This is a genomic window from Pseudomonas sp. FP597 (genome assembly GCF_030687435.1).
Taxonomy (GTDB): Bacteria; Pseudomonadota; Gammaproteobacteria; order Pseudomonadales; family Pseudomonadaceae; genus Aquipseudomonas; species Aquipseudomonas lactucae.
On the sequence record NZ_CP117432.1, the window covers coordinates 1,131,054 to 1,153,308 of the forward strand.

A 22,255-nucleotide genomic window follows, 5' to 3' on the forward strand; every position below is an offset into this window, starting at 1 on the left:
AACGCTCTATAAGTAGGCGGCGTGGGCCGCTTCAAGGCTGCCCTGGGCTCGCAGAATCAGTTCGCAGAACTCACGGGCCGCACCTTCGCCACCACGGGCGGTGGTGATGCCATGGGCGTGCTCGCGAACGAACGCCGCCGCGTTGGCGACGGCCATGCCCAGGCCCACCCGGCGAATGACCGGCAAGTCCGGCAGGTCATCGCCCAGGTAGGCGACCTGCTCATAGCTTAGGTTGAGTTGGCCAAGAAGCTCGTCCAGCACCACCAGTTTATCCTCACGGCCCTGATACAGGTGAGCAATTCCCAGGTTTTGTGCGCGGCGTTCCACAACGGGGGTTTTTCGGCCGCTGATAATCGCCGTCTGCACACCTGCCGCCATCAGCATCTTGATGCCCTGGCCGTCCAGTGTGTTGAATGTCTTGAATTCGCTGCCGTCTTCGAGAAAGTACAGGCGGCCATCGGTCAGCACGCCATCAACGTCGAAAATCGCCAACTTGATGTGCTTGCCGCGTTGCAATAAATCGCTGGTCATTTACATCACTCCCGCACGCAACAAGTCGTGCATGTTCAGGGCGCCTACCGGGTGGTCGTGATTATCGACCACCACCAGCGCGCCGATCTTGTGGTCTTCCATGATCTTCAATGCTTCGGCCGCGAGCATCTCGGGGCGTGCGGTCTTGCCGTGTGGAGTCATGACCGCGTCGATGGTTGCGGTGTGGATATCGATGGTGCGGTCCAGGGTGCGCCGCAAGTCACCGTCGGTGAACACGCCGGCCAGGCGCCCGTCGGCTTCCAGGATCACGGTCATGCCCAGGCCTTTGCGGGTCATTTCCATCAGCGCGTCCTTCAGCAGGGTGCCGCGCTGCACGTGAGGCAATTCATCGCCCGAATGCATGACATTCTCTACTTTCAACAGCAGGCGCCGGCCCAGGGCGCCGCCAGGATGTGAAAACGCGAAATCTTCGGCGGTGAACCCGCGGGCCTCCAGCAACGCTACGGAGAGGGCATCGCCCATGACCAGCGCGGCGGTGGTGGAGGAGGTCGGCGCCAGGTTCAGCGGGCAGGCTTCGTGGGCCACGTGAACATTCAGGTTCACTTCGGCGGCCTTGGCCAGCGTCGAGTCCGGGTTGCCGGTGATGCTGATCATCTGGATCCCCAGGCGTTTGATCAGCGGCAGCAGGGTCACGATTTCGTTGGTGGTGCCGGAGTTGGACAGCGCCAGGATGATGTCATCCTTGGTGATCATGCCCATGTCGCCGTGGCTGGCCTCGGCGGGATGCACGAAAAACGCGGTGGTTCCGGTGCTGGCCAGGGTGGCGGCGATCTTGTTGCCGACGTGGCCCGACTTGCCCATGCCGACCACGACAACGCGGCCCTTGCTGGCCAGAATCATCTCGCAGGCGCGTACGAAATCTGCGTCGATATGTGCCAGCAAGCCTTCTACGGCTTCAAGCTCGAGGCGGATGGTGCGTTGTGCGGATTGAATAAGGTCGCTGGATTGGCTCATGTCTGAAATCGTATAGCCTGACGAAAAGTCGGCGATTATAGCGGTAATGATCGATTCCCTCACGCAAGTTCGTCATGCTTTATTCAGCGGGTGCCTGAGATTCCAGCCTTGGTAACATAGCCGGCAACGTTTTTTCCCTGTCCTGGATCTGAACAAGCGCAGTTCCGGCCTTGGGCGCGTTGTACCAGCAGTGATATAGTTCGCCGCCAGTTCGGTCCGCCCAGCCCATGTGGCTATCTATTGCGTCACCGTTGCAAACGTTTGTCGCAAGCGTGGTGTCTGAGTGAGAGGCTGCATCCCAAGGAGTTTAGATGAGTGCCGATAACGCCTACGCGGTCGAGCTGAAGGGTCTGACCTTCAAGCGCGGGACGCGCAGCATCTTCAATAACGTCGATATTCGCATTCCCCGCGGCAAGGTGACGGGCATCATGGGGCCGTCCGGCTGCGGCAAGACTACGCTGTTGCGCCTGATGGGCATGCAACTGCGCCCCAGTGCCGGCGAAGTGTGGGTCAATGGCCAGAACCTGCCGACGCTGTCGCGCAGCGATCTGTTCGATGCGCGCAAGCATATGGGCGTCCTGTTCCAGAGCGGTGCGCTGTTCACCGACCTCGATGTATTCGAGAACGTGGCGTTTCCGCTGCGCGTGCACACCCAGCTGTCTGATGAAATGATTCGTGACATTGTGTTGCTGAAACTGCAGGCCGTAGGCCTTCGCGGCGCCATCGACCTGATGCCTGACGAACTGTCCGGCGGCATGAAGCGCCGTGTGGCCCTGGCGCGAGCCATCGCCCTTGACCCGCAGATCCTCATGTACGACGAGCCTTTTGTTGGTCAGGACCCGATCGCCATGGGCGTGCTGGTACGCCTGATCCGCCTGCTCAACGATGCGCTGGGCATCACCAGCATCGTCGTGTCCCATGACCTGGCGGAAACCGCGAGCATTGCCGACTACCTCTATGTAGTGGGCGATGGCCAGGTGCTGGGGCAGGGCACGCCTGAAGAACTGATGAACGCCGACAACCCGCGTATTCGCCAATTCATGACCGGCGATCCTGATGGCCCTGTGCCTTTTCACTTTCCGGCAGCGGATTACCGCTCAGATCTTCTGGGGAAGCGCTGATGCGCAAGACATCTCTCATCGAAAAGGTTCGCCTTTTCGGTCGCTCCGGCATCGACATGGTCGAAGTGCTGGGCCGTTCGACGATTTTCCTGTTTCACGCCCTGCTCGGTCGAGGTGGCATTGGGGGCGGGTTTGGCCTGTTGATCAAGCAGCTGCATTCGGTTGGTGTAATGTCCCTGGTGATCATCGTGGTTTCCGGGATTTTCATCGGCATGGTGCTGGCGTTGCAGGGTTTCAATATCCTTTCCGGCTACGGTTCTGAGCAGGCCGTTGGGCAGATGGTCGCCCTGACGCTGTTGCGTGAGCTGGGGCCGGTGGTCACCGCATTGTTGTTTGCGGGCCGCGCCGGTTCGGCGTTGACCGCCGAAATCGGCAACATGAAGTCCACCGAGCAATTGTCCAGCCTCGAAATGATTGGCGTGGACCCGCTCAAGTACATTGTTGCCCCGCGCCTGTGGGCCGGCTTCATTTCCCTGCCACTGCTGGCGATGATCTTCAGCGTGGTGGGGATCTGGGGCGGTTCGTGGGTGGCGGTTGACTGGCTGGGCGTCTATGACGGCTCTTACTGGGGCAACATGCAGAACAGCGTGACCTTCAACGGTGACGTGCTCAACGGCATCATAAAGAGCATCGTCTTTGCCTTTGTAGTGACCTGGATCGCCGTATTCCAAGGCTACGACTGTGAGCCCACCTCAGAAGGGATCAGTCGCGCCACCACCAAGACCGTTGTGTACGCCTCGCTGGCGGTACTGGGCCTTGACTTCATTTTGACCGCCTTGATGTTTGGAGATTTCTGATGCAAAACCGCACTGTGGAAATCGGTGTCGGCCTTTTCTTGCTGGCTGGCATCCTGGCTTTACTGTTGCTGGCCCTGCGGGTCAGCGGCCTTTCGGCCAGCCCCACCGCCGATACTTATAAACTTTACGCGTACTTCGACAATATCGCCGGTTTGACTGTCAGAGCTAAAGTGACCATGGCCGGTGTGACCATCGGCAAGGTCACGGCAATCGATCTGGACCGCGACAGCTTTACCGGGCGCGTGACGATGCAACTGGACAAGAAGGTCGATAATCTGCCGACTGACTCCACTGCATCTATCCTCACTGCGGGTTTGCTGGGCGAGAAGTACATCGGTGTCAGCGTGGGCGGGGAAACAGCCCTGCTCAAGGATGGTTCGACCATCCACGACACGCAGTCGTCGCTGGTGCTTGAAGACCTGATCGGTAAATTCCTGCTCAATACGGTCAATAAAGACGCCAAATGAGGAATCTGCACATGATCTCTACCTTGCGACGTGGCCTTCTGGTACTGCTTGCAGCGTTGCCGCTGATGGCGAACGCGGCCGGCTCAGCGCACGAGCTGGTGCAGGACACGACCAACAAGATGCTGGCTGACCTGACTGCCAATAAAGAGCAGTACAAACAAGACCCAAGCAAGTTCTACAATGCGCTCAACACCATTGTCGGCCCTGTCGTCGATGCCGAAGGCATTTCCCGCAGCATCATGACGGTCAAGTATTCGCGCAAGGCAACACCTGCCCAGATGCAGACCTTCCAGGAAAACTTCAAGAAAGGCCTGTTCCAGTTCTATGGCAACGCGCTGCTTGAGTACAACAACCAGGGCATCACCGTCGCTCCAGCCGGGGATGAGTCAGGCGATCGCACCAGTGTGAACATGAGCGTCAAAGGCAATAACGGCGCCGTCTACCCTGTGCAGTACACGCTGGAAAAGGTCAACGGCGAGTGGAAGCTGCGTAACGTGATCATCAACGGCATCAACATCGGCAAGCTGTTCCGTGACCAGTTCGCCGACGCCATGCAGCGCAATGGCAATGACCTGGACAAGACTATCAATGGTTGGGCCGGTGAAGTCGCCAAGGCCAAGGAAACTTCCGATAAAGAAGCTGGGAAGACCGTGCAATGACCGAGTCGGCTGTTCGTCTTGGCGAAGCCGGTGAGCTGTTCCTCAGCGGCGTGCTGGATTACCGCACCGGGCCGGACCTGCGCAAGCAGGGCCAGGCGCTGATCAAGGCCAGCAGCGCTCCCGCGCTGGTGGTCGATTGCTCGGCGGTGACCAAGTCCAGCAGTGTCGGCTTGTCGTTGCTGTTGTGCTTCATGCGCGATGCCGATGCGGCCAAAAAACCGGTCAGCATCCGTGCGTTGCCCGACGACATGCGCGAAATCGCCGAGGTTTCCGGTCTGACCGAGCTGTTGGCGCATCCTTAATACATACTTTCAAGCTAGCCCCCCGTCAGAGTCCTGTTATACGGGGTTCGCAGGCGCGGGGCTTTTTTGTATGATGTGCGACCCGCGCGCACTGGGCGCCGATAGAGGTTGAGCATGCAGGCCAACGAAGTTAAAAGCTTTCTCGAAGGAAAGCTGCCGGAAACGACTGTTGAAGTTGAAGGCGAAGGCTGCAATTTCCAGCTGAATGTGATTAGCGATGAACTGGCGGCACTCAGCCCGGTCAAGCGTCAGCAGCAGATCTATGCCCATTTGAACCCGTGGATCACCGATGGCAGCATCCATGCGGTCACTATGAAATTTTTCAGCCGCGCGGCCTGGGCCGAGCGCACCTGAGCCCCCAAGGCGTCGAGATTCTTATGGATAAATTGATTATTACCGGTGGTGCCCGCCTTGATGGCGAGATCCGCATTTCCGGTGCGAAAAACTCTGCCTTGCCGATTCTGGCGGCGACCCTGCTGTGCGATGGCCCGGTGACCGTGGCCAACCTGCCGCACCTGCACGACATCACCACCATGATCGAGCTGTTCGGTCGCATGGGCATTGAGCCGGTGATCGACGAGAAACTCTCGGTCGAAATCGACCCGCGCACCATCAAGACCCTGATCGCGCCGTACGAGCTGGTGAAAACCATGCGTGCGTCGATCCTGGTACTGGGCCCGATGGTTGCCCGTTTCGGCGAAGCCGAAGTCGCATTGCCTGGCGGTTGCGCCATTGGCTCGCGTCCGGTGGACCTGCACATCCGTGGCCTCGAAGCCATGGGCGCGGTCATTGACGTCGAAGGCGGCTACATCAAGGCCAAGGCGCCGGAAGGCGGCCTGCGTGGCGCGAACTTCTTCTTTGATACCGTCAGCGTGACCGGTACCGAGAACATCATGATGGCCGCCGCCCTGGCCAAAGGCCGCAGCGTGCTGCAGAACGCCGCTCGTGAGCCGGAAGTGGTCGACCTGGCCAACTTCCTGAACGCCATGGGCGCGAAGGTTTCCGGTGCCGGCACCGACACCATCACCATCGATGGCGTAGAGCGTCTGCACACCGCCACCTACAAAGTCATGCCTGACCGCATCGAGACCGGTACCTACCTGGTCGCCGCCGCCGTTACCGGTGGTCGCGTCAAGGTCAAGGACACCGATCCGACCATCCTGGAAGCGGTCTTAGAAAAACTGCGTGAAGCCGGTGCGGAAATCACCACGGGTGAAGACTGGATCGAGCTGAACATGCACGGCAAGCGGCCAAAAGCCGTCAACGTGCGTACCGCTCCGTACCCGGCATTCCCGACCGACATGCAAGCTCAGTTCATTTCCCTGAACGCCATTGCCGAAGGCACCGGTGCGGTCATCGAGACGATCTTCGAAAACCGCTTCATGCACGTGTACGAACTGCACCGCATGGGCGCGAAGATCCAGGTCGAAGGCAACACGGCCATCGTCACCGGCACCGAGAAGCTCAAAGGCGCGCCCGTCATGGCGACCGACCTGCGTGCTTCGGCCAGCCTGGTCATTTCGGCGTTGATCGCCGAAGGCGATACACTGATCGACCGCATCTACCACATCGACCGTGGTTATGAGTGCATTGAAGAAAAACTGCAGATGCTCGGCGCCAAAATCCGCCGCGTACCGGGTTAGTCTTCGGATTGTGGCAAGGGAGCAAGCTCCCTTGCCACAGTTTGCTGTTAAGTGATTCGTTTCAAATCGAGGCTGTCATGGCCTCGATCTGTGTCTGGCGCTGTTTGTGTCCGGACCGCAATAGCCTGATGAAGGACTGACGTTTCCCATGTTGACCATCGCACTGTCCAAGGGCCGCATCCTTGACGACACGTTGCCGCTTCTGGCTGAAGCGGGCATCGTGCCGACCGAGAATCCGGACAAGAGCCGCAAGCTGATCATCCCCACGACCCAGGACGACGTTCGTCTGCTGATCGTGCGGGCTACCGACGTGCCGACCTACGTTGAACATGGCGCGGCCGACCTGGGCGTCGCCGGTAAAGACGTGCTGATGGAATATGGTGGCCAGGGCCTGTACGAGCCTCTGGATCTGCGTATCGCGTTGTGCAAACTGATGACTGCCGGCCGTGTCGGTGATGTCGAGCCCAAGGGTCGCCTGCGCGTGGCCACCAAGTTCGTCAATGTTGCCAAGCGCTACTACGCCGAACAAGGTCGTCAGGTCGACATCATCAAGCTGTATGGCTCGATGGAGCTGGCGCCGCTGATCGGTCTGGCCGACAAGATCATCGATGTGGTCGACACCGGCAACACCTTGCGTGCCAATGGCCTCGAACCCCAGGACTTCATCGCAGACATCAGCTCCCGCCTGATCGTCAACAAGGCGTCGATGAAGATGCAGCACGCCCGTATCCAGGCGTTGATCGACACCCTGCGCACCGCAGTGGAGTCTCGACACCGCGGTTGACTCACCCGCGTAGCCCAACAGCTGCGCCCGTCTATCCGCCTCATAGCCAGAATTCTCAGGTGCCCAAGCGGAAACGACTGCTAGTTTAGGGCGCCTGAGTTTTTGCCAATTCTATTGAGGCCCTCGCTATGACCACGTCCACTGCAATTGCCCGACTCAACGCTGCCGATCCGGATTTCGCCCATCATCTGGATCATCTGCTGAGCTGGGAAAGCGTGTCCGACGGCTCGGTCAATCAGCGAGTACTCGACATCATCAAGGCCGTGCGCGAACGCGGTGACGCGGCGCTGGTGGATTTCACCCGTCAGTTCGATGGTCTGGACGTCAAGTCCATGGCCGACCTGATCCTGCCTCGCGAACGCCTGGAGCTGGCCCTGACGCGCATTACCGCGCCGCAGCGCGAAGCCCTGGAAGTCGCGGCGGCGCGCGTGCGCAGCTACCACGAAAAACAGAAACAGGATTCCTGGAGCTACACCGAGGCCGACGGCACCGTGCTGGGCCAGAAGGTTACGCCGCTGGACCGCGCCGGCCTTTACGTACCGGGTGGCAAGGCGTCGTATCCGTCGTCCGTGCTGATGAACGCGATCCCGGCCAAAGTGGCGGGCGTGACCGAAGTGGTCATGGTGGTGCCGACCCCGCGTGGTGAAATCAACGAGCTGGTGCTGGCGGCGGCCTGCATCGCCGGTGTCGATCGCGTGTTCACCATCGGCGGTGCTCAAGCCGTGGCGGCGCTGGCCTATGGCACCGAGAGCGTGCCGAAGGTCGACAAGGTTGTCGGTCCGGGCAACATCTATGTGGCCACTGCCAAGCGCCACGTGTTCGGCCAGGTCGGCATCGACATGATCGCCGGCCCCTCGGAAATCCTCGTGGTCTGCGACGGCCAGACCGACCCGGACTGGATCGCCATGGACCTGTTCTCCCAGGCCGAGCATGACGAAGACGCCCAGGCGATCCTGGTCAGCCCGGACGCCGAGTTTCTCGACAAGGTCGCCGCCAGCATCGAGAAGCTGCTGCCGACCATGGACCGCGCCGAGATCATCGAGAAATCGATCAATGGCCGTGGTGCGTTGATCCTGGTGAGCGACATGGAGCAGGCCATCGAAGTGGCCAACCGCATCGCGCCGGAGCACCTGGAATTGTCCGTGGCCGACCCACAAGCCTGGCTGCCGTCGATTCGTCACGCCGGTGCGATCTTCATGGGGCGCCACACCAGCGAAGCCCTGGGCGACTACTGCGCAGGTCCCAACCATGTGTTGCCCACCTCCGGCACTGCGCGCTTCTCGTCGCCGCTGGGGGTGTATGACTTCCAGAAGCGTTCATCGATCATCTTCTGCTCGCCACAAGGCGCCTCCGAGTTGGGCAAGACCGCTTCGGTACTGGCCCGTGGCGAATCCCTGAGCGCCCACGCCCGCAGCGCGGAATATCGCATCCTTGACGACAAGAAAGGTAATTGAGATGAGCAAATTCTGGAGCCCCTTCGTCAAGGACCTGGTCCCTTACGTGCCCGGCGAACAGCCGAAGCTGACCAGGCTGGTCAAGCTCAACACCAATGAAAACCCCTACGGCCCTTCACCGAAGGCGCTGGCCGCGATGCAGGCCGAGTTGAACGACAACCTGCGCCTGTACCCGGACCCCAACAGCGACCTGCTCAAGCAGGCCGTGGCCAGGTATTACGGCATCGACGCCGCCAAGGTGTTCCTTGGCAACGGTTCCGACGAGGTACTGGCGCATATCTTCCACGGTCTGTTCCAGCACGACCGGCCGCTGCTGTTCCCGGACATCAGCTACAGCTTCTATCCGGTGTACTGCGGCCTCTACGGCATTGAGTCCGAGCCGGTGCCGCTGGACGAACAGTTTCAGATCCGTGTCGCGGACTACGCCAGGCCCAATGGCGGGGTCATCTTCCCCAACCCGAACGCGCCGACCGGCTGCGTGCTGGCGCTGGACGCGGTGGAGCAGATCGTCAAGGCCAGCCCGGACTCCGTGGTGGTGGTGGATGAGGCCTACATCGACTTCGGCGGTGAAACCGCCATCAGCCTGGTGGACCGTTACCCGAACCTGCTGGTAACCCAGACCCTGTCCAAATCGCGCTCACTGGCCGGTTTGCGTGTGGGCCTGGCCGTGGGTCATCCGGACCTGATCGAAGCGCTGGAGCGGGTCAAGAACAGCTTCAACTCCTACCCCCTGGATCGCCTGGCGATTGCCGGCGCGTCGGCGGCGTTCGACGATCGTGAGTATTTCGAGAAGACCTGCCAGAAGGTGATCGACAGTCGCAACACGCTGGTCGCGCAGTTGGAGGCCAAAGGTTTTGAGGTGCTGCCTTCGGCGGCCAACTTCATCTTTGCCCGCCACCCACAACATGATGCTGCCGGGTTGGCCGCCAAGCTGCGTGAGCAGGGTGTGATCGTGCGTCACTTCAAGCAGGAACGAATTGCTCAATTCCTGCGGATCAGCATCGGTACGCCGGAGCAGAACCAGGCGCTGATTGATGGTCTCGGTGAGCTCTAACAGGCGCTGAAATCAAATGTGGGAGGGAGCAAGCCCCCTTCCACATTGGTTTTGTGTTGCTAATTACAGCAGTGGCTCATCCGGCTTCTTGTTCTTCCAACCATCATTGCCCGGCAGCAACAGGTTCAAACCAATCGCTACCACCGCACACAGGGCGATGCCCTTGAGGCCGAAATCATCCGGGCCGGTGCCGGTGCCGACCAACACACCGCCAATGCCGAATACCAGGGTTACCGACACAATCACCAAATTACGCGCCTCGCCCAGGTCGATCTTGTGGCGGATCAGCGTGTTCATGCCCACTGCCGCAATCGAACCGAACAACAAGCACAGAATCCCGCCCATCACCGGTACCGGAATGCTCTGCAGCAGTGCGCCGAACTTGCCGATAAACGCCAGGCTGATGGCAAACACCGCGGCCCAGGTCATGATCTTCGGGTTGTAGTTCTTGGTCAGCATGACCGCGCCGGTCACTTCGGCGTAGGTGGTGTTCGGTGGGCCGCCGAACAGGCCGGCTGCCGTGGTGGCAATGCCGTCACCCAGCAGGGTGCGATGCAGGCCAGGCTTCTTCAGGTAGTCGCGACCGGTCACGCTGCCCACCGCAATCACACCGCCGATGTGTTCGATCGCCGGGGCAAGGGCCACCGGGACGATAAACAGGATGGCCTGCCAGTTGAATTCCGGCGCGGTGAAGTGGGGCAGGGCGAACCATGGCGCGGCGGCGATCTTCGCCGTGTCGACCACGCCAAAGTAGAACGCCATGGCAAAACCCACCAGTACGCCGGAGATGATCGGCACCAGGCGGAAAATGCCTTTGCCGAAGACCGCCACGATCAGCGTGGTGAGCAGCGCAGGCATCGAGATCATCATCGCCGTCTGGTAATGAATCAGCTCGGCACCGTCGCCGGACTTGCCCATCGCCATGTTCGCGGCAATCGGCGCCATGGCCAGGCCGATGGAAATGATCACCGGCCCGATCACGACCGGTGGCAGCAGCCGGTCGATAAAGCCGGTGCCCTTGATCTTCACCGCCAGGCCCAGGAACGTATAGACGAAACCGGCCGCCATCACGCCGCCCATGGTTGCCGCGAGGCCGAACTGGCCCTTGGCAAGGATGATCGGGGTGATAAAGGCAAAGCTCGATGCCAGGAATACCGGCACCTGCCGACCTGTCACCACCTGGAACAACAGCGTGCCCAGGCCGGCGGTGAACAGGGCGACGTTTGGATCAAGACCTGTGATCAGTGGCATCAACACCAACGCGCCAAATGCTACGAAAAGCATTTGTGCGCCAGACAGGATCTGGCGCCAAAGCGGGTCGTTGAATTCATCCTGCATGCTTACGCGTCCTTCTGCTTGGTGCCGAAGATCTTGTCACCGGCATCGCCCAGGCCCGGGATGATGTAGCCGTGTTCATTCAGGCGCTCGTCGATGGAGGCGGTATAGATCTGCACGTCGGGGTGCGCTTTCTCGACGGCGGCAATGCCTTCGGGCGCGGCGACCAGCACCATGGCGCGGATGTCCTTGCAGCCGGCTTTTTTCAGCAGGTCGATGGTAGCGACCATGGAGCTGCCGGTGGCGAGCATCGGGTCGATGATCATCGCCAGGCGCTCGTCGATTTCCGGGACGAGTTTTTCCAGGTAGGTGTGGGCTTGCAACGTTTGTTCATTGCGGGCCACGCCCACGGCGCTGACCTTGGCGCCCGGGATCAGGCTGAGTACACCTTCGAGCATGCCGATGCCGGCGCGCAGGATCGGCACTACAGTGATCTTCTTGCCGGCGATTTTCTCGACCTGGACGGTGCCCGCCCAGCCTTGAATATCGTAGGTTTCCAAGGGCAGATCCTTGGTGGCTTCGTAAGTGAGCAACGCTCCGACTTCCTGAGCAAGCTCACGGAAATTCTTCGTGCTGATGTCGGCGCGGCGCATAAGGCCGAGCTTGTGTCGGATCAGCGGGTGGCGGATCTCGCGAGTGGGCATGGGAAAGGCTCCGGCAGCGGGCAAAAAAACCGGCCTAGATTAATCTATCCGAGAGTGTTGTCCTATAGACATCTAGTACGTTAGTCCATTAAGGCTTGCTCGGAGCGCACGAGAAGCGTACCTTCGCCCGCTTTTCTTGCCACAGCACCCCCTTGGAGAGCGCCATGTCCGCTGATCTCGAGCATATCCGTCAAATCATGCGCGAGGCTGACTGCCTGTACACCGAAGCGCAAGTCGAAGCGGCGATCGCCAAGGTCGGCGCGCACATCAGCCGCGAACTGGCCGACACCAACCCTGTGGTGTTCTGCGTGATGAACGGCGGCCTGATTTTCGCCGGCAAATTGCTCACCCATCTGCAATTCCCGCTGGAAGCGTCCTACCTGCACGCCACGCGTTATCGCAACGAAACCACCGGCGGCGACCTGTTCTGGAAGGCCAAGCCGGAAGTCTCGTTCATTGACCGCGACGTGCTGATCATCGACGACATTCTCGACGAAGGTCACACCCTGGGCGCGATCATCGACTTCTGCAAACACGCCGGCGCGCGCAAAGTGCACACCGCCGTGCTGATCGACAAAGACCACGACCGCAAGGCCCGTCCGGACCTGAAAGCCGATTACGTCGGTCTGCCGTGCATTGACCGCTACATCTTTGGTTACGGCATGGATTACAAAGGTTACTGGCGCAACGCCAATGGGATCTACGCCGTCAAAGGAATGTAAGTCATGACTCGCTTTCTTGATCAGACACTGTTTGCCGAACTGGCCGAGAAAGCGGACGCCAGCCCTCGCGGGCGTTACCACCATAACTTCCACCAGATGGAAGAGCCGTGTCATCGCCTGGCCGTGGGCCTGCAACCAGGCACCTATGTACCGCCGCATCGGCACTTGAGCGCGGACAAGGCGGAAACCTTGCTGGTGCTCAAGGGTAGCCTGGGTTTGCTGGTGTTCAATGACGCCGGTGACGTCATCGCCAAGCGCGTGATGCAGGCGGGCGGCGAGTGCGCGGGCGTTGATTTGCCGCCTGGCGTGTTCCACGGTCTTGTCGTGCTTGCGCCTGATACGGTGATGTTCGAGTGCAAGGCCGGGCCTTATCGTCCGGTGGGCGAGGGTGAGCTGGCCGATTGGGCGCCGCGTGAAGGCGATGCCGATGTGGTCGAGTATCTACGCTGGATGCTTGCCCAGTTCGATTGAGCTACAGTGCTGGGCCATCTCGCACGGAGCGGCCCATGAGCCTGTTGATACGCACTTGCGCCGCCCTGGCGCTGACCCTCAGTCTGCCCTTGGCCGCGGCGCCCGCGCCGATGCATGCGCAGTTCCTGCCGCCGGACGATCTGACCCTGCGCGCCGAAAGCCCTGACCAGCAGCAACTGTTACAAGTCACTGAGTATGCGGTGGTGGTGGGCAACCAGCGTCAATCCAACCAACAGCCGATTCCGGTGACCTCGCCGCTGATGATCCGCCTCAAGGGCAAGTCCCTGAACAAGGGCGCGACCATCAGCCAAGTCGTGCTCAACTTCGACGCCGAAAGCAAAAGCCTGAAAAAGCCGGTGTTTGACGACAAGGCCAAGACCCTGACGCTGTCTTATCCCGTTGCCCAATACCGTGTGATCGTCGACCTGCTGCGCAATGACACGCTGTATGTGCAGTTTCTCAGTTATGCCAATGGGCATATCTGGGCGGACCTGCATACCGGTGCAGTCCGTACCCAATAGTAAAAACACTGAAAATCCAAATGTGGGAGGGGCTTGCTCCTGATGACGGTGGGTCAGCCAATAAATCTGTGCCTGATACTCTGCCGTCGGGAGCAAGTCGAATCGTCGCACCGCCCCACCCACAGGGTTTCTTCAGCGCTTTCGCAGCTTGCGTCTCGCAGGTAGACTTCAAGGCCCGTGTAAATGTCTGCAGGCTGGAGTCGGTAATGCGTAAAGATAAGAAACAGGTGATTGGTGACGAGATCGGCGACGATCAGATCAAGTTGTTCCTGGACTTCGAGCCGGTCGACGCGACTTCACCGTCCCTGCACAAGCTGATCAAGGCCTACCGTGGCCTGCGCATCGACGATTTCGAGCGGTTCCTGGGGTTTTTCAAGGACGCCGGCCTGGACCTGGATGGCAAGGATGAGCATGGCCAGACGTTTGTTGATCTGATCAAGGACCAGCGCCACGCCGCTGAGTACGTTGAGCTGATCGAAAAAGCTCGCGGTTGATTATTCGAGCCGTAAAAAAACGCCCCGAGGGGCGTTTTTTATTGCAGCAATGCCTCAAGCGTAGCTTTCGGCCTCGTTGCTTTGCTCAACCAGTTCAAGGCTGATGTTGTTCTGCGTGTTGATCTTGCGATACAGCTCGGCGTCCGTCTCCAGCACCTTCTCCCGAGCCGGGAAGATCTCGTGCAGCTTGGTCGCCCACTCACCGGCAGCTTTCTGCGGGAAGCAGCGTTCGATCAGTTCCAGCATGATCGAAACCGTCACCGACGCGCCTGGAGAGGCGCCCAGCAGCGCCGCCAGCGAACCGTCCTTCGCCGCGACCAGCTCGGTGCCGAATTGCAGCACGCCGCCTTTTTTCGGGTCCTTCTTGATGATCTGCACCCGTTGGCCGGCCACTTCCAGGCGCCAGTCTTCGGCTTTCGCCTCAGGGTAGAAGCGACGCAGGGACTCCAGGCGCTGCTCCATGGATTGGCGCACTTCGCTGACCAGGTACTTGGTCAGGTCCATGTTGTCGCGGGCCACGGCCAGCATCGGGCCGATGTTACCGGCGCGAATCGACATCGGCAGGTCAAGGAACGAGCCGTGTTTGAGGAACTTGGTGGTGAAACCGGCGTAGGGTCCAAACAGCAGGGACTTCTTGCCATCCACCACGCGGGTATCCAGGTGCGGTACGGACATCGGCGGCGAGCCCACGGCGGCCTGGCTGTAGACTTTGGCCTGGTGGTGCTTGACCACCTCCGGGTTGTCGCAACGCAGCCACTGGCCACTGACCGGGAAACCGCCAAAGCCTTTGCTCTCTTCGATACCCGAGGCTTGCAGCAGCGGCAGGGCCGCGCCGCCGGCGCCAAGGAACACGAATTTGGCGTCGACCTCACGGCTGTTGCCGCTGTTGACGTCCTTGATGCTTACAGTCCAGCCGGCGCCGTTGCGCTTGAGGCCGGTGACGCGCTTGCAGTATTTGACCTGGGCGTCCGGCGAGCTGGTCAGGTGGCCGAGCAATTGGTTGGTCAGGGCGCCGAAGTTGACGTCGGTGCCGTTCATGACGCGAGTGGCGGCGATTTTTTCGTCGAGCGGGCGGCCCGGCATCATCAGCGGCATCCACTCAGCCATTTCGCCGCGGTCTTCGGTGTAGTGCATATCCGAAAACGCGTGGTGCCGGCTGAGGGTTTCAAAACGTTTCTTGAGGAACGAAACGCCTTTTTCACCCTGCACGAAGCTCAGGTGCGGCACTGGGCTGATAAAGGATTTGGACGAGCCAAAGGTGCCCTTTTTGGTCAGGTACGCCCAGAACTGCTTCGACACCTCGAACTGGGTGTTGATGTGGATGGCTTTCTTGATGTCGATGGAGCCATCGGCGGCCTGGGGCGTGTAGTTCAGCTCACACAGCCCGGCGTGGCCGGTACCGGCGTTGTTCCACGGGTTGGAACTCTCCGCGGCACCCGAATCCATCAGCTCAACGACTTCCAGCGTGAGGCCGGGGTCGAGCTCTTTGAGCAGTACGGCCAGGGTGGCACTCATGATGCCGGCCCCTACCAGAACTACGTCGACTGCTTCGTTATGCGCCATTTAACGCGTCTCCAAAATCTGCAGCACCAAATTGACGGCATGGCTGCCAGGAGTGACGGGGCGGTTCACGTGTTGCCCCAGGTTACCCATGGCCAGGATCGCCATGTCCGTTTCGCAATTCTTTGCAACGTCAGCGCACGCTTCCTGCCTGCCTCATTCGCCTATGAACGCATTCATGGGCGTCTGTGGCAATTCGACTTATGGTCAAAGCGTGCAATTCGTGCAATCAATCCGTAGCGGACAGGCTCAAGCTCCGGTGATTGAGGAATACTCGGTCCTGTGTGATTGGGCTGTTCCAGACGCTGATGGTGCTTGTACAAACGCCAAACTATTCATTTGCTCGCCACACTCTTGTGAAGTTGTGAAAACCCGTTTTTTCACGCTCTTTTGAAGACGTGAACCTCAAAAAAGGGCTGCCCCGGCCTGGCACGGTGGCCGAGCGCAATGGCAGCTCTGGCAGATTCGGTAGAGGCGGGTGGTTTGCAAAGGAAACAGCAAGCGCGCCAGCTTCACTCGATCTGTGTGGGCGGCTCTCTGTGGGCGATTCTTGGGGGGTTAATACCGAGGCATTAACGTACTGCGAGGCCCGATCAGGAGACGTCCTTATAATCGGGGGGAGATTGTAGCGAAGAACGTCAGGGAAATGGGCGTGTTTTATGACTTTTATTAGGTATTCGGTCAGGCGGCCAACGGCTGGTGCTGCGACGACTGCACGGGGCGTGCGCTGACACGGGCGCGGGCGGGTAATGGATGGTGCATCCAGCTCAGGCGAATTTCATCGATTTCCACCCAGCCTTCGCCTACGGGCGGCTGGCTGCATTCCTTGAACGCCTGGCAGCGGCCTTGCGCATCGAGCCGGGCAAACCGGCGAGGGGCGGGCTTGCGGCTAAACAGCGAGAAGAGAAATTGCATGGCCATGGACCTCCTGAGATTGAGGCCAAGCGTGCCTTGCCGGGATGACGGGCCGATGTAACGGCGATGACATATCGGTGACAGCGAACCGCTGTCGGATCAGTGGGTCATAGGTTGTAACTGATGCTGGTTCCCTGCGGCGGCGCCCCGTTATACTGCCGGCCTGTCGGTACCTGATTTTCTGGAGAGAAGCGCATGTTGCAACGCCTGTTGTTCGGTTTGATCACTGTGACCAGCTTGACCCTGGTTGGCTGCGCCAACAGCCCGCAACAACTCAGCCCGCAACCGAAGCTCACCACGCAGTTGGCCCCGGTGGGTCACGGCCAGCCGGTGTCGGTGCGGGTGGTGGATGGTCGTCCGTCGCCGACCTTGGGTTCCCGTGGTGGCTTGTACCCCGAGACCGCGCTCATTTCCGTGACCGGCCAGGACGTGCTGCCCAAGCTGCAGGCCCAGGCTGAAGCCGCCGTACGCCTGCTTGGCTTCACGCCGAGCCCTAACGCGCCCGGCGCTCCCCAGTTGACCATTACCCTGGCCGAACTGAAGTATCAGTCGCCCAAGGAAGGCCTGTATGTGACTGAAGCCGCCATCGGCGCAACCTTCAAGTCCGACGTCACCGCCGGCACTCGTCGCTACAGCGGCCGTTACGGTGCGTCGCTGAACCAGCGCTTTGGCATGTCGCCGAACCAGGAGACCAACACCAAGCTGGTCAGCGATGTCCTGAGTGACGCGTTGACGCGTCTGTTCAAGGACCCCAGCATCGGTTCGCTGCTCAGTTCGCAATAACCCTCCAACAAAAAAACCGGGCTCAGTGATGAGTCCGGTTTTTTTGTGCCTGATCGTTCAAGCCGCGGTGTCGATACAGAAGTCCAGCAGGCTCACGCCCGTCAACAGGTCGGCCTCCGGCCAGTCCGCATGCTGGTGCCCGCCAAGGGCGCAATACACCAGCCAGTGGCGATCCTGAACGTTGAACGCCAGACCGCCGATCAGCGCTTCCTGCTCATCGCTTTGGGCAATCAGATACAGCCGATCCTGGTTGTGCGCGTGCAACATGACAAGCTCCCGGTATGTTCGAAGGGCAACAGAGTGGCTTGTTAAGGTGACGTTCAGGTGACGCTGTAAATTACTGGATACATTAGCCGTTCATGGGGGATGGAGCATTTTTGGTGCTGGACGCCACTATCGTTCAGGTTTGTAGCTGAGCCGATACCCGGATACTGCGTCACTGAGGTTTGCGATGGCACTGCCCGCACTTTTGATCAACGTTGTAGCGTTAGCCGTGGCCCTGCCGGGTGCCGCACTGCTGTGCATGACCCGCCTGCGCGAGCAACGCGCAATGACCGACCTGGCCACGCAAAGTGAAGACCGCGCGATCGACCAACCCATGCTGTTTCTGGACGTACGCACCGAGCGCGCGAACCGTGTGGCGTACCGAATCGGCTTCGTCTGCCTGGGACTGGCACTGACCATCTCCTGGCTCAGCACCCATCTCTAAGGACGCCGCAAGCAAATGTGGGAGGGAGCAAGTCGAATCGTCGCACCGCCCCTCCCACATTGTTTGCTCTGTGTTTACAGGGCAATGCCTGCTTTAACACGGTACTGGTTACGCACCGGCGTCGCATACTGCACCACCAGGTAGGGCCGGTGTTCTGCCGGGCATTCGTTCAAGCGCCGCTCCCACTCCGCTTTCGCCTTGGCCAGTTCCTCCGCGGGGAACAGCTCGGCCGCTTTGGGCACCTGCAGTTGCGGGTCGGCGTCGCTCCACTGGGCGTATGCCAGGTAGTGCACCGGGAACAACCGATAACCGCTCAGAATCTGCCGGTCCATTTCCACGGCCAGTACCTTGGTGTCTTCGAAACGCTCGGTAATCGGCGGCGCGAAGTTGATATGCACGCGGCCTTTGTAGCCGGTAATACCCAAGGCAATGCTCACGTCATCCTCGCCCGGCGCCTTGACGTAGGTGCCGGTGGTGGCGCGTATATACAGCTCGCGTGCCTTGGCCGAGTCGCACGGGTCGTACTCGTAGCTGATGGACACCGGCGTCAGGTTCAGCGACTGGATCACTTCGGCGAACGGCTCGTCCTTGCGGCTGACGTGGAACATCTTCAGGATCGCCGATTCGGTGCGGTCATCCCCATCCTTGGCACGGCCTTCGGCCTGGGCGATCCAGATCGACTGGCAATCGTGGCGGATCGAATGGTTGATGTAGGCGGACAGCAGGTTGAATGCCGCCATCTTCTCCTTTCGCCCGGTGATCGAACGGTGCACGATAAAGCTCTTGTTCAGGCGCATCAGGTCGCTGACAAACGGCTTTTGCAGCAGGTTGTCGCCGATGGCGATACGCGGCGTCGGCAGGCCGGCGTGGTACACGGCGTAGTTGACGAAGGCCGGGTCCATCACGATGTCGCGGTGGTTGGCCAGAAACAGGTAGGCGGTGCCCGATTTGAGCTGTTCGACGCCGGTGTAGGTCACACCGTCGGTCGCCCGGTCGATGGTGTGGTCGACGTAGTACTCGACTTTATCCTGCAGCGTCGCCACGGTGGTGACACCAGCGAATTCACGGCGCAGCTTGCGGGCGATCATCGGCTTGAGCAGCCAGCCCAGGGGGCCGGCGAAGCGTGGGAAGCGGAAGTGGGTCAGGATGTCCAGAAAGGCCTTGTCACTGAACAGCCGGTCCAGCACTGCCGGGACTTCGCTGTCGTTGTAAGGTCGGATGGTATCGAATTCGCCCATCATGCTCTCTTGTTAGAAACGGCTAGGGTAAGTAAAGGAAATACCAGGGTGCGGACCAGGTAATGGGCCTGGCCGAAAATAACCCTGTAAATAGACCGGCGATTATACGCACAAGTCACTTGGGAGACTGCGATGCTGGAAACCGAGCAGTACGATTGTCCTTATTGTGGTGAGCCGGCCGAGGCGGTGCTGGACCTTTCCGGCGGAGATCAGTCATATATCGAAGACTGTTCCGTGTGTTGCCGACCGATTAAGTTCACCCTGCAAACGGATGGTCATGAATGGATGTTGGAAGTCCATACCGAAAGTGAATGACAGGTACGCCCATGCAGCGAATCTACGAACCGGAAAACCTCATGGAAGGCGAGTTGCTGCAACAGATGCTCGCCAGCGAGGGCATCGAGGCGCACCTGGTGGGGCGCCATTTGCTCGGCGGCACCGGCGAGCTGCCGATCTTCGGCTTGTTGGGGTTGGAAGTGGATAACGACCGAGCTGTTGATGCCCGCGAGTTGATTACTGCCTATATCGGCGCACAACCCTTGCCTGGCGATGAACCCGACAGCTTTCCCGACGTGCTGGTCTGTTAGGCTGTCGGTCGGTTTACCCAAGAGTCGTGTTGCCCCATGTGTGGACGTTATGCCCTGTTTCGCTGGAACCCCGCCTTTGCTGCCTTGCCGGGTTTTCCTGCCGACCAGCAGGCCCAGTGGAACATCTCCCCGAATGATTCGGTGCTGATCCAGCGCGCCGCCGACGGCCAGCGCACCCTGGCCCGCGCCCGCTGGGGCCTCACGCCGCCCTGGCTCACCGACCTGTCCCGCACTCCGGCCCATGCCCGCGCCGAAACCCTGGCCGAACAACCGATGTTTCGCGAGGCGTTCCGCCAGCGCCGTTGCCTGCTGCCCGCCAATGGGTTCTACGAGTGGCGCGGCACCCAGCGCAAGCGTCCGTACTGGCTGACGCCGGGGGAGGGCTCCACCTTGTTTTTTGCCGCGATCTGGGAGGCCTACCCGGTGCAGGAGCAGGTGTGGCTGAGCACCGCGGTGGTGACCCAGGCCGCACAGAGTCAGCGCCGGCCGCTGATTCTGGATGCGGCGGGGCAGGCCGCCTGGCTCGATCCCGAGACGCCGTTGCATGTGTTGCAGTGGCTGTTGGCCAGTGAGCCCGTCGCATTGCGTGAGCGGGTCCTGGCCAACATGGTCAACGATCCCAAGCTCAATGGCCCGGAGTGCCTGACGCCGGCTTAGCCCGGCGACTGTGGGATGTATCCGAAAATTAGCGACTGCACGTCTGGTGTATCTGGCGCCGATACAAATGAGCGCCTACGATACGCGCCATGTTTTGAGGCCGTTTTCCAGGGAGAGAGTGTTGATGAAAAAAACATTGGCGGTAAGCGTATTGGCGGCGGCGATGCTGCTGGCAGGGTGTCAGTCGGTCAACACCACCAGCGGCGGTGCCGTTGGGGTTGAGCGCAAGCAATACATGTTCAGCATGCTGTCGAGTCAGGAAGTCGACCAGATGTATGCTCAGTCCTACCAGCAGACCCTGGGTGAAGCCAGTGGCAAAGGCGTCCTGGACAAGACCAGCGCCAACGCCAAGCGTGTGCAGGCCATCGCCAAGCGCCTGATCGCGCAGGCGCCGACCTTCCGTGCGGATGCCGCCCAATGGAATTGGGAGGTGAACCTGATCAAGAGCGATGAGATGAACGCCAACTGCGGGCCTGGCGGCAAGATCCTCGTGTACAGCGCGTTGATCGACAATCTCAAGCTTACCGATGATGAACTGGCTGCGGTGATGGGGCATGAAATCGCCCACGCCTTGCGCGAGCACGGTCGTGAAGCGATGTCCAAGGCCTACGGTATCGAAATGGCCAAGCAGGGCGCCGGTGCGTTGTTCGGCCTGGGGCAGGACAGCCTGGCGCTGGCCGACACCGTGGCCAACTACGGCATGACCTTGCCCAACAGCCGCAGCAATGAAAACGAAGCCGACCTGATCGGCCTGGAGTTGTCGGCCCGCGCCGGCTACAACCCGAACGCGGCCATCACGTTGTGGAACAAAATGGCCAAGGCTTCCGAAGGCGCTCCGCCAGAGTTCATGAGCACTCACCCGGCGTCCGACAGCCGTATCGCCTCGTTGCAGGCGGCGATTCCGAAGGTGATGCCGCTGTATCAACAGGCCAAGAAATCCTAAGGCTTGATGAAGATCCAGATGTGGGAGGGGCGGTGCAACGATTCGACTTGCCCTTCCCACATTGGGTTGGTTTTGCAGGCTTGGATCCTTAGATCCAGCCACTGCTCTGCATGGCTTTGTAGACAGCCACGATCGCCAGCACAAAGAACGCCGTTGCGGCTAATCGACGAATCAACGTCAGCGGCAGTTTCTCCGCCGCGAAATTCCCCGCCAGAACCACCGGCACATTGGCAATCAACATGCCCAGGGTGGTGCCGATAATCACCAGCCATAGCTCCGGGTATTGCGCGGCCAGCATCACCGTGGCGATCTGGGTCTTGTCACCGATTTCCGCGAGGAAGAACGCAATCAGCGTGGTCAGGAATGGCCCGAACTTGCGTGTGGTGCTGGCTTCGTCGTCATCGAGTTTGTCCGGCACCAGCGTCCACAAGGCCGTGGCACAGAAGCTCGCCGCTAGGATCCAATGCAACACCGCATCCGAGAAGAAACTACCGAACCAGGCACCCACGGCACCGGCGGCCGCATGGTTGGCCAATGTCGCGGCAACGATACCGGCGATGATCGGCCAGGGTTTGCGAAAGCGAGCCGCGAGAATGAGCGCGAGCAGTTGCGTCTTGTCGCCGATTTCGGCCAAGGCAACGATTGCGGTAGGAACGAGTAATGAATCCAGCATCAGGTAGGTTTCCAGGGGCGGGTCGACACGGCTATGACACGTACAGCCTTCCCGCCCCGGGTAAGGTGTGCGTGTCATAGGTCTTGTCAAACCCCGGTCCGTCTGTGCGGACTCCTGGGTCGCATACGCCATGGTCTGCTGACCAAGTATGTTGACGTATGCCGGACGAGCATTTCGCTCGTGGGAGACTACTCCCCTAGGACGGAGCGGATTCTG

29 protein-coding genes and 1 riboswitch are annotated in these 22,255 nt (G+C 60.2%); of the genes, 20 read left to right on the forward strand and 9 right to left on the reverse strand.

The annotated features are described in order from the left end of the window. Nucleotides 1-6 precede the first annotated feature (6 nt). Both PSH66_RS05180 and PSH66_RS05185 read right to left on the reverse strand, forming a co-directional pair. Complete coding sequence (locus PSH66_RS05180) at nucleotides 7-531, reverse strand: HAD family hydrolase (RefSeq protein ID WP_003171809.1); 525 nt, start codon at nucleotides 529-531, stop codon at nucleotides 7-9. Beyond that, nucleotides 532-1,506, reverse strand: a complete 975-nt coding sequence (locus tag PSH66_RS05185) for a KpsF/GutQ family sugar-phosphate isomerase (RefSeq protein WP_003171810.1) — start codon at nucleotides 1,504-1,506, stop codon at nucleotides 532-534. Nucleotides 1,507-1,817: 311 nt separating this feature from the next. On the opposite strand from PSH66_RS05185, the gene PSH66_RS05190 reads away from it, so the two are divergent. The 10 genes from PSH66_RS05190 (at nucleotide 1,818) to hisC (ending at nucleotide 9,787) form a co-directional block, all read left to right on the forward strand. Next, entirely contained in the window at nucleotides 1,818-2,627 is an 810-nt protein-coding gene (locus PSH66_RS05190; RefSeq protein ID WP_003171811.1) for an ATP-binding cassette domain-containing protein, read from the forward strand. Then, nucleotides 2,627-3,424, forward strand: coding sequence for a lipid asymmetry maintenance ABC transporter permease subunit MlaE (gene mlaE, locus PSH66_RS05195; RefSeq protein ID WP_003171812.1), 798 nt, complete (start codon nucleotides 2,627-2,629; stop codon nucleotides 3,422-3,424). The genes PSH66_RS05190 and mlaE overlap by 1 nt, the downstream gene beginning before the upstream one ends. Beyond that, entirely contained in the window at nucleotides 3,424-3,891 is a 468-nt protein-coding gene (gene mlaD / locus PSH66_RS05200; RefSeq protein WP_003171814.1) for an outer membrane lipid asymmetry maintenance protein MlaD, read from the forward strand. Before mlaE ends, mlaD begins: the two co-directional genes overlap by 1 nt. Nucleotides 3,892-3,902: 11 nt before the next feature. Then, nucleotides 3,903-4,550: a phospholipid-binding protein MlaC gene (locus tag PSH66_RS05205; protein WP_141064026.1), complete on the forward strand. Its 648-nt coding sequence runs from the start codon at nucleotides 3,903-3,905 to the stop codon at nucleotides 4,548-4,550. Further along, entirely contained in the window at nucleotides 4,547-4,852 is a 306-nt protein-coding gene (locus tag PSH66_RS05210; RefSeq protein ID WP_305428513.1) for a lipid asymmetry maintenance protein MlaB, read from the forward strand. The genes PSH66_RS05205 and PSH66_RS05210 overlap by 4 nt, the downstream gene beginning before the upstream one ends. A 114-nt stretch (nucleotides 4,853-4,966) precedes the next feature. After that, entirely contained in the window at nucleotides 4,967-5,206 is a 240-nt protein-coding gene (locus tag PSH66_RS05215) for a BolA family protein (protein ID WP_003171818.1), read from the forward strand. A gap of 23 nt (nucleotides 5,207-5,229) precedes the next feature. Then, nucleotides 5,230-6,495, forward strand: a complete 1,266-nt coding sequence (gene murA, locus PSH66_RS05220; RefSeq protein ID WP_071494136.1) for a UDP-N-acetylglucosamine 1-carboxyvinyltransferase — start codon at nucleotides 5,230-5,232, stop codon at nucleotides 6,493-6,495. 148 nt (nucleotides 6,496-6,643) lie between these two features. Further along, nucleotides 6,644-7,279, forward strand: a complete 636-nt coding sequence (hisG, locus tag PSH66_RS05225) for an ATP phosphoribosyltransferase (protein ID WP_003171824.1) — start codon at nucleotides 6,644-6,646, stop codon at nucleotides 7,277-7,279. A gap of 128 nt (nucleotides 7,280-7,407) precedes the next feature. Next, nucleotides 7,408-8,733: a histidinol dehydrogenase gene (hisD, locus tag PSH66_RS05230; protein WP_003171825.1), complete on the forward strand. Its 1,326-nt coding sequence runs from the start codon at nucleotides 7,408-7,410 to the stop codon at nucleotides 8,731-8,733. 1 nt (nucleotide 8,734) lies between these two features. After that, nucleotides 8,735-9,787, forward strand: a complete 1,053-nt coding sequence (hisC, locus tag PSH66_RS05235) for a histidinol-phosphate transaminase (protein ID WP_003171826.1) — start codon at nucleotides 8,735-8,737, stop codon at nucleotides 9,785-9,787. 63 nt (nucleotides 9,788-9,850) lie between these two features. Here hisC and PSH66_RS05240 read toward each other — a convergent pair whose 3' ends face one another. Together PSH66_RS05240 and upp are read right to left on the reverse strand one after the other, a co-directional pair. Beyond that, nucleotides 9,851-11,125 (reverse strand): uracil-xanthine permease family protein, encoded by a 1,275-nt coding sequence (locus PSH66_RS05240; RefSeq protein ID WP_003171827.1) that lies wholly within the window; start codon nucleotides 11,123-11,125, stop codon nucleotides 9,851-9,853. A 2-nt stretch (nucleotides 11,126-11,127) separates the two neighbouring features. Beyond that, complete coding sequence (upp, locus tag PSH66_RS05245; RefSeq protein WP_003171828.1) at nucleotides 11,128-11,766, reverse strand: uracil phosphoribosyltransferase; 639 nt, start codon at nucleotides 11,764-11,766, stop codon at nucleotides 11,128-11,130. A gap of 164 nt (nucleotides 11,767-11,930) precedes the next feature. Between upp and PSH66_RS05250 the strand changes: the two genes are divergently transcribed. From PSH66_RS05250 to PSH66_RS05265, 4 genes are all read left to right on the forward strand, one after another. Beyond that, a complete protein-coding gene (locus PSH66_RS05250) occupies nucleotides 11,931-12,488 on the forward strand; it encodes a hypoxanthine-guanine phosphoribosyltransferase (RefSeq protein ID WP_305428514.1) in 558 nt (185 codons plus the stop codon). A 3-nt stretch (nucleotides 12,489-12,491) separates the two neighbouring features. Then, a complete protein-coding gene (locus PSH66_RS05255; RefSeq protein WP_003171831.1) occupies nucleotides 12,492-12,959 on the forward strand; it encodes a WbuC family cupin fold metalloprotein in 468 nt (155 codons plus the stop codon). A gap of 35 nt (nucleotides 12,960-12,994) precedes the next feature. Then, nucleotides 12,995-13,480 (forward strand): hypothetical protein, encoded by a 486-nt coding sequence (locus PSH66_RS05260; RefSeq protein WP_305428515.1) that lies wholly within the window; start codon nucleotides 12,995-12,997, stop codon nucleotides 13,478-13,480. A gap of 206 nt (nucleotides 13,481-13,686) precedes the next feature. After that, entirely contained in the window at nucleotides 13,687-13,974 is a 288-nt protein-coding gene (locus tag PSH66_RS05265; RefSeq protein ID WP_003171833.1) for a PA4642 family protein, read from the forward strand. 54 nt (nucleotides 13,975-14,028) lie between these two features. Here the strand turns inward: PSH66_RS05265 and mqo are convergent, their stop codons facing one another. Both mqo and PSH66_RS05275 read right to left on the reverse strand, forming a co-directional pair. Then, on the reverse strand, nucleotides 14,029-15,537 hold the full coding sequence (mqo, locus tag PSH66_RS05270; protein WP_003171834.1) for a malate dehydrogenase (quinone): 1,509 nt from the start codon (nucleotides 15,535-15,537) through the stop codon (nucleotides 14,029-14,031). Between the two features lie 678 nt (nucleotides 15,538-16,215). Continuing rightward, the gene (locus PSH66_RS05275) at nucleotides 16,216-16,449 is read right to left on the reverse strand and encodes a hypothetical protein (RefSeq protein WP_003171836.1); all 234 of its coding nucleotides are present in this window, start codon (nucleotides 16,447-16,449) and stop codon (nucleotides 16,216-16,218) included. Between the two features lie 195 nt (nucleotides 16,450-16,644). Here PSH66_RS05275 and PSH66_RS05280 point away from each other — a divergent pair, with 195 nt between their 5' ends. Further along, nucleotides 16,645-17,232, forward strand: coding sequence for a YajG family lipoprotein (locus PSH66_RS05280; RefSeq protein ID WP_053131509.1), 588 nt, complete (start codon nucleotides 16,645-16,647; stop codon nucleotides 17,230-17,232). 57 nt (nucleotides 17,233-17,289) lie between these two features. Here the strand turns inward: PSH66_RS05280 and PSH66_RS05285 are convergent, their stop codons facing one another. Further along, a complete protein-coding gene (locus PSH66_RS05285; RefSeq protein WP_003171840.1) occupies nucleotides 17,290-17,499 on the reverse strand; it encodes a hypothetical protein in 210 nt (69 codons plus the stop codon). Nucleotides 17,500-17,683: 184 nt separating this feature from the next. On the opposite strand from PSH66_RS05285, the gene PSH66_RS05290 reads away from it, so the two are divergent. Beyond that, on the forward strand, nucleotides 17,684-17,941 hold the full coding sequence (locus PSH66_RS05290) for a hypothetical protein (RefSeq protein ID WP_305428516.1): 258 nt from the start codon (nucleotides 17,684-17,686) through the stop codon (nucleotides 17,939-17,941). Between the two features lie 74 nt (nucleotides 17,942-18,015). Here the strand turns inward: PSH66_RS05290 and PSH66_RS05295 are convergent, their stop codons facing one another. After that, entirely contained in the window at nucleotides 18,016-19,179 is a 1,164-nt protein-coding gene (locus PSH66_RS05295; protein ID WP_003171842.1) for a 1-acyl-sn-glycerol-3-phosphate acyltransferase, read from the reverse strand. Nucleotides 19,180-19,311: 132 nt separating this feature from the next. Between PSH66_RS05295 and PSH66_RS05300 the strand changes: the two genes are divergently transcribed. The 4 genes from PSH66_RS05300 (at nucleotide 19,312) to PSH66_RS05315 (ending at nucleotide 21,366) form a co-directional block, all read left to right on the forward strand. Then, a complete protein-coding gene (locus PSH66_RS05300) occupies nucleotides 19,312-19,494 on the forward strand; it encodes a CPXCG motif-containing cysteine-rich protein (RefSeq protein WP_305428517.1) in 183 nt (60 codons plus the stop codon). A gap of 11 nt (nucleotides 19,495-19,505) precedes the next feature. Continuing rightward, complete coding sequence (locus PSH66_RS05305; RefSeq protein WP_003171843.1) at nucleotides 19,506-19,766, forward strand: putative signal transducing protein; 261 nt, start codon at nucleotides 19,506-19,508, stop codon at nucleotides 19,764-19,766. Nucleotides 19,767-19,802: 36 nt separating this feature from the next. Then, nucleotides 19,803-20,423: an SOS response-associated peptidase gene (locus PSH66_RS05310; protein ID WP_003171844.1), complete on the forward strand. Its 621-nt coding sequence runs from the start codon at nucleotides 19,803-19,805 to the stop codon at nucleotides 20,421-20,423. A gap of 124 nt (nucleotides 20,424-20,547) precedes the next feature. Then, nucleotides 20,548-21,366, forward strand: coding sequence for a M48 family metallopeptidase (locus PSH66_RS05315; protein WP_003171846.1), 819 nt, complete (start codon nucleotides 20,548-20,550; stop codon nucleotides 21,364-21,366). An 88-nt stretch (nucleotides 21,367-21,454) separates the two neighbouring features. Here the strand turns inward: PSH66_RS05315 and PSH66_RS05320 are convergent, their stop codons facing one another. Further along, nucleotides 21,455-22,039, reverse strand: a complete 585-nt coding sequence (locus PSH66_RS05320) for a TMEM165/GDT1 family protein (protein WP_005784895.1) — start codon at nucleotides 22,037-22,039, stop codon at nucleotides 21,455-21,457. 89 nt (nucleotides 22,040-22,128) lie between these two features. Beyond that, a riboswitch (yybP-ykoY riboswitch) is annotated at nucleotides 22,129-22,248 on the reverse strand. Nucleotides 22,249-22,255 lie beyond the last annotated feature (7 nt).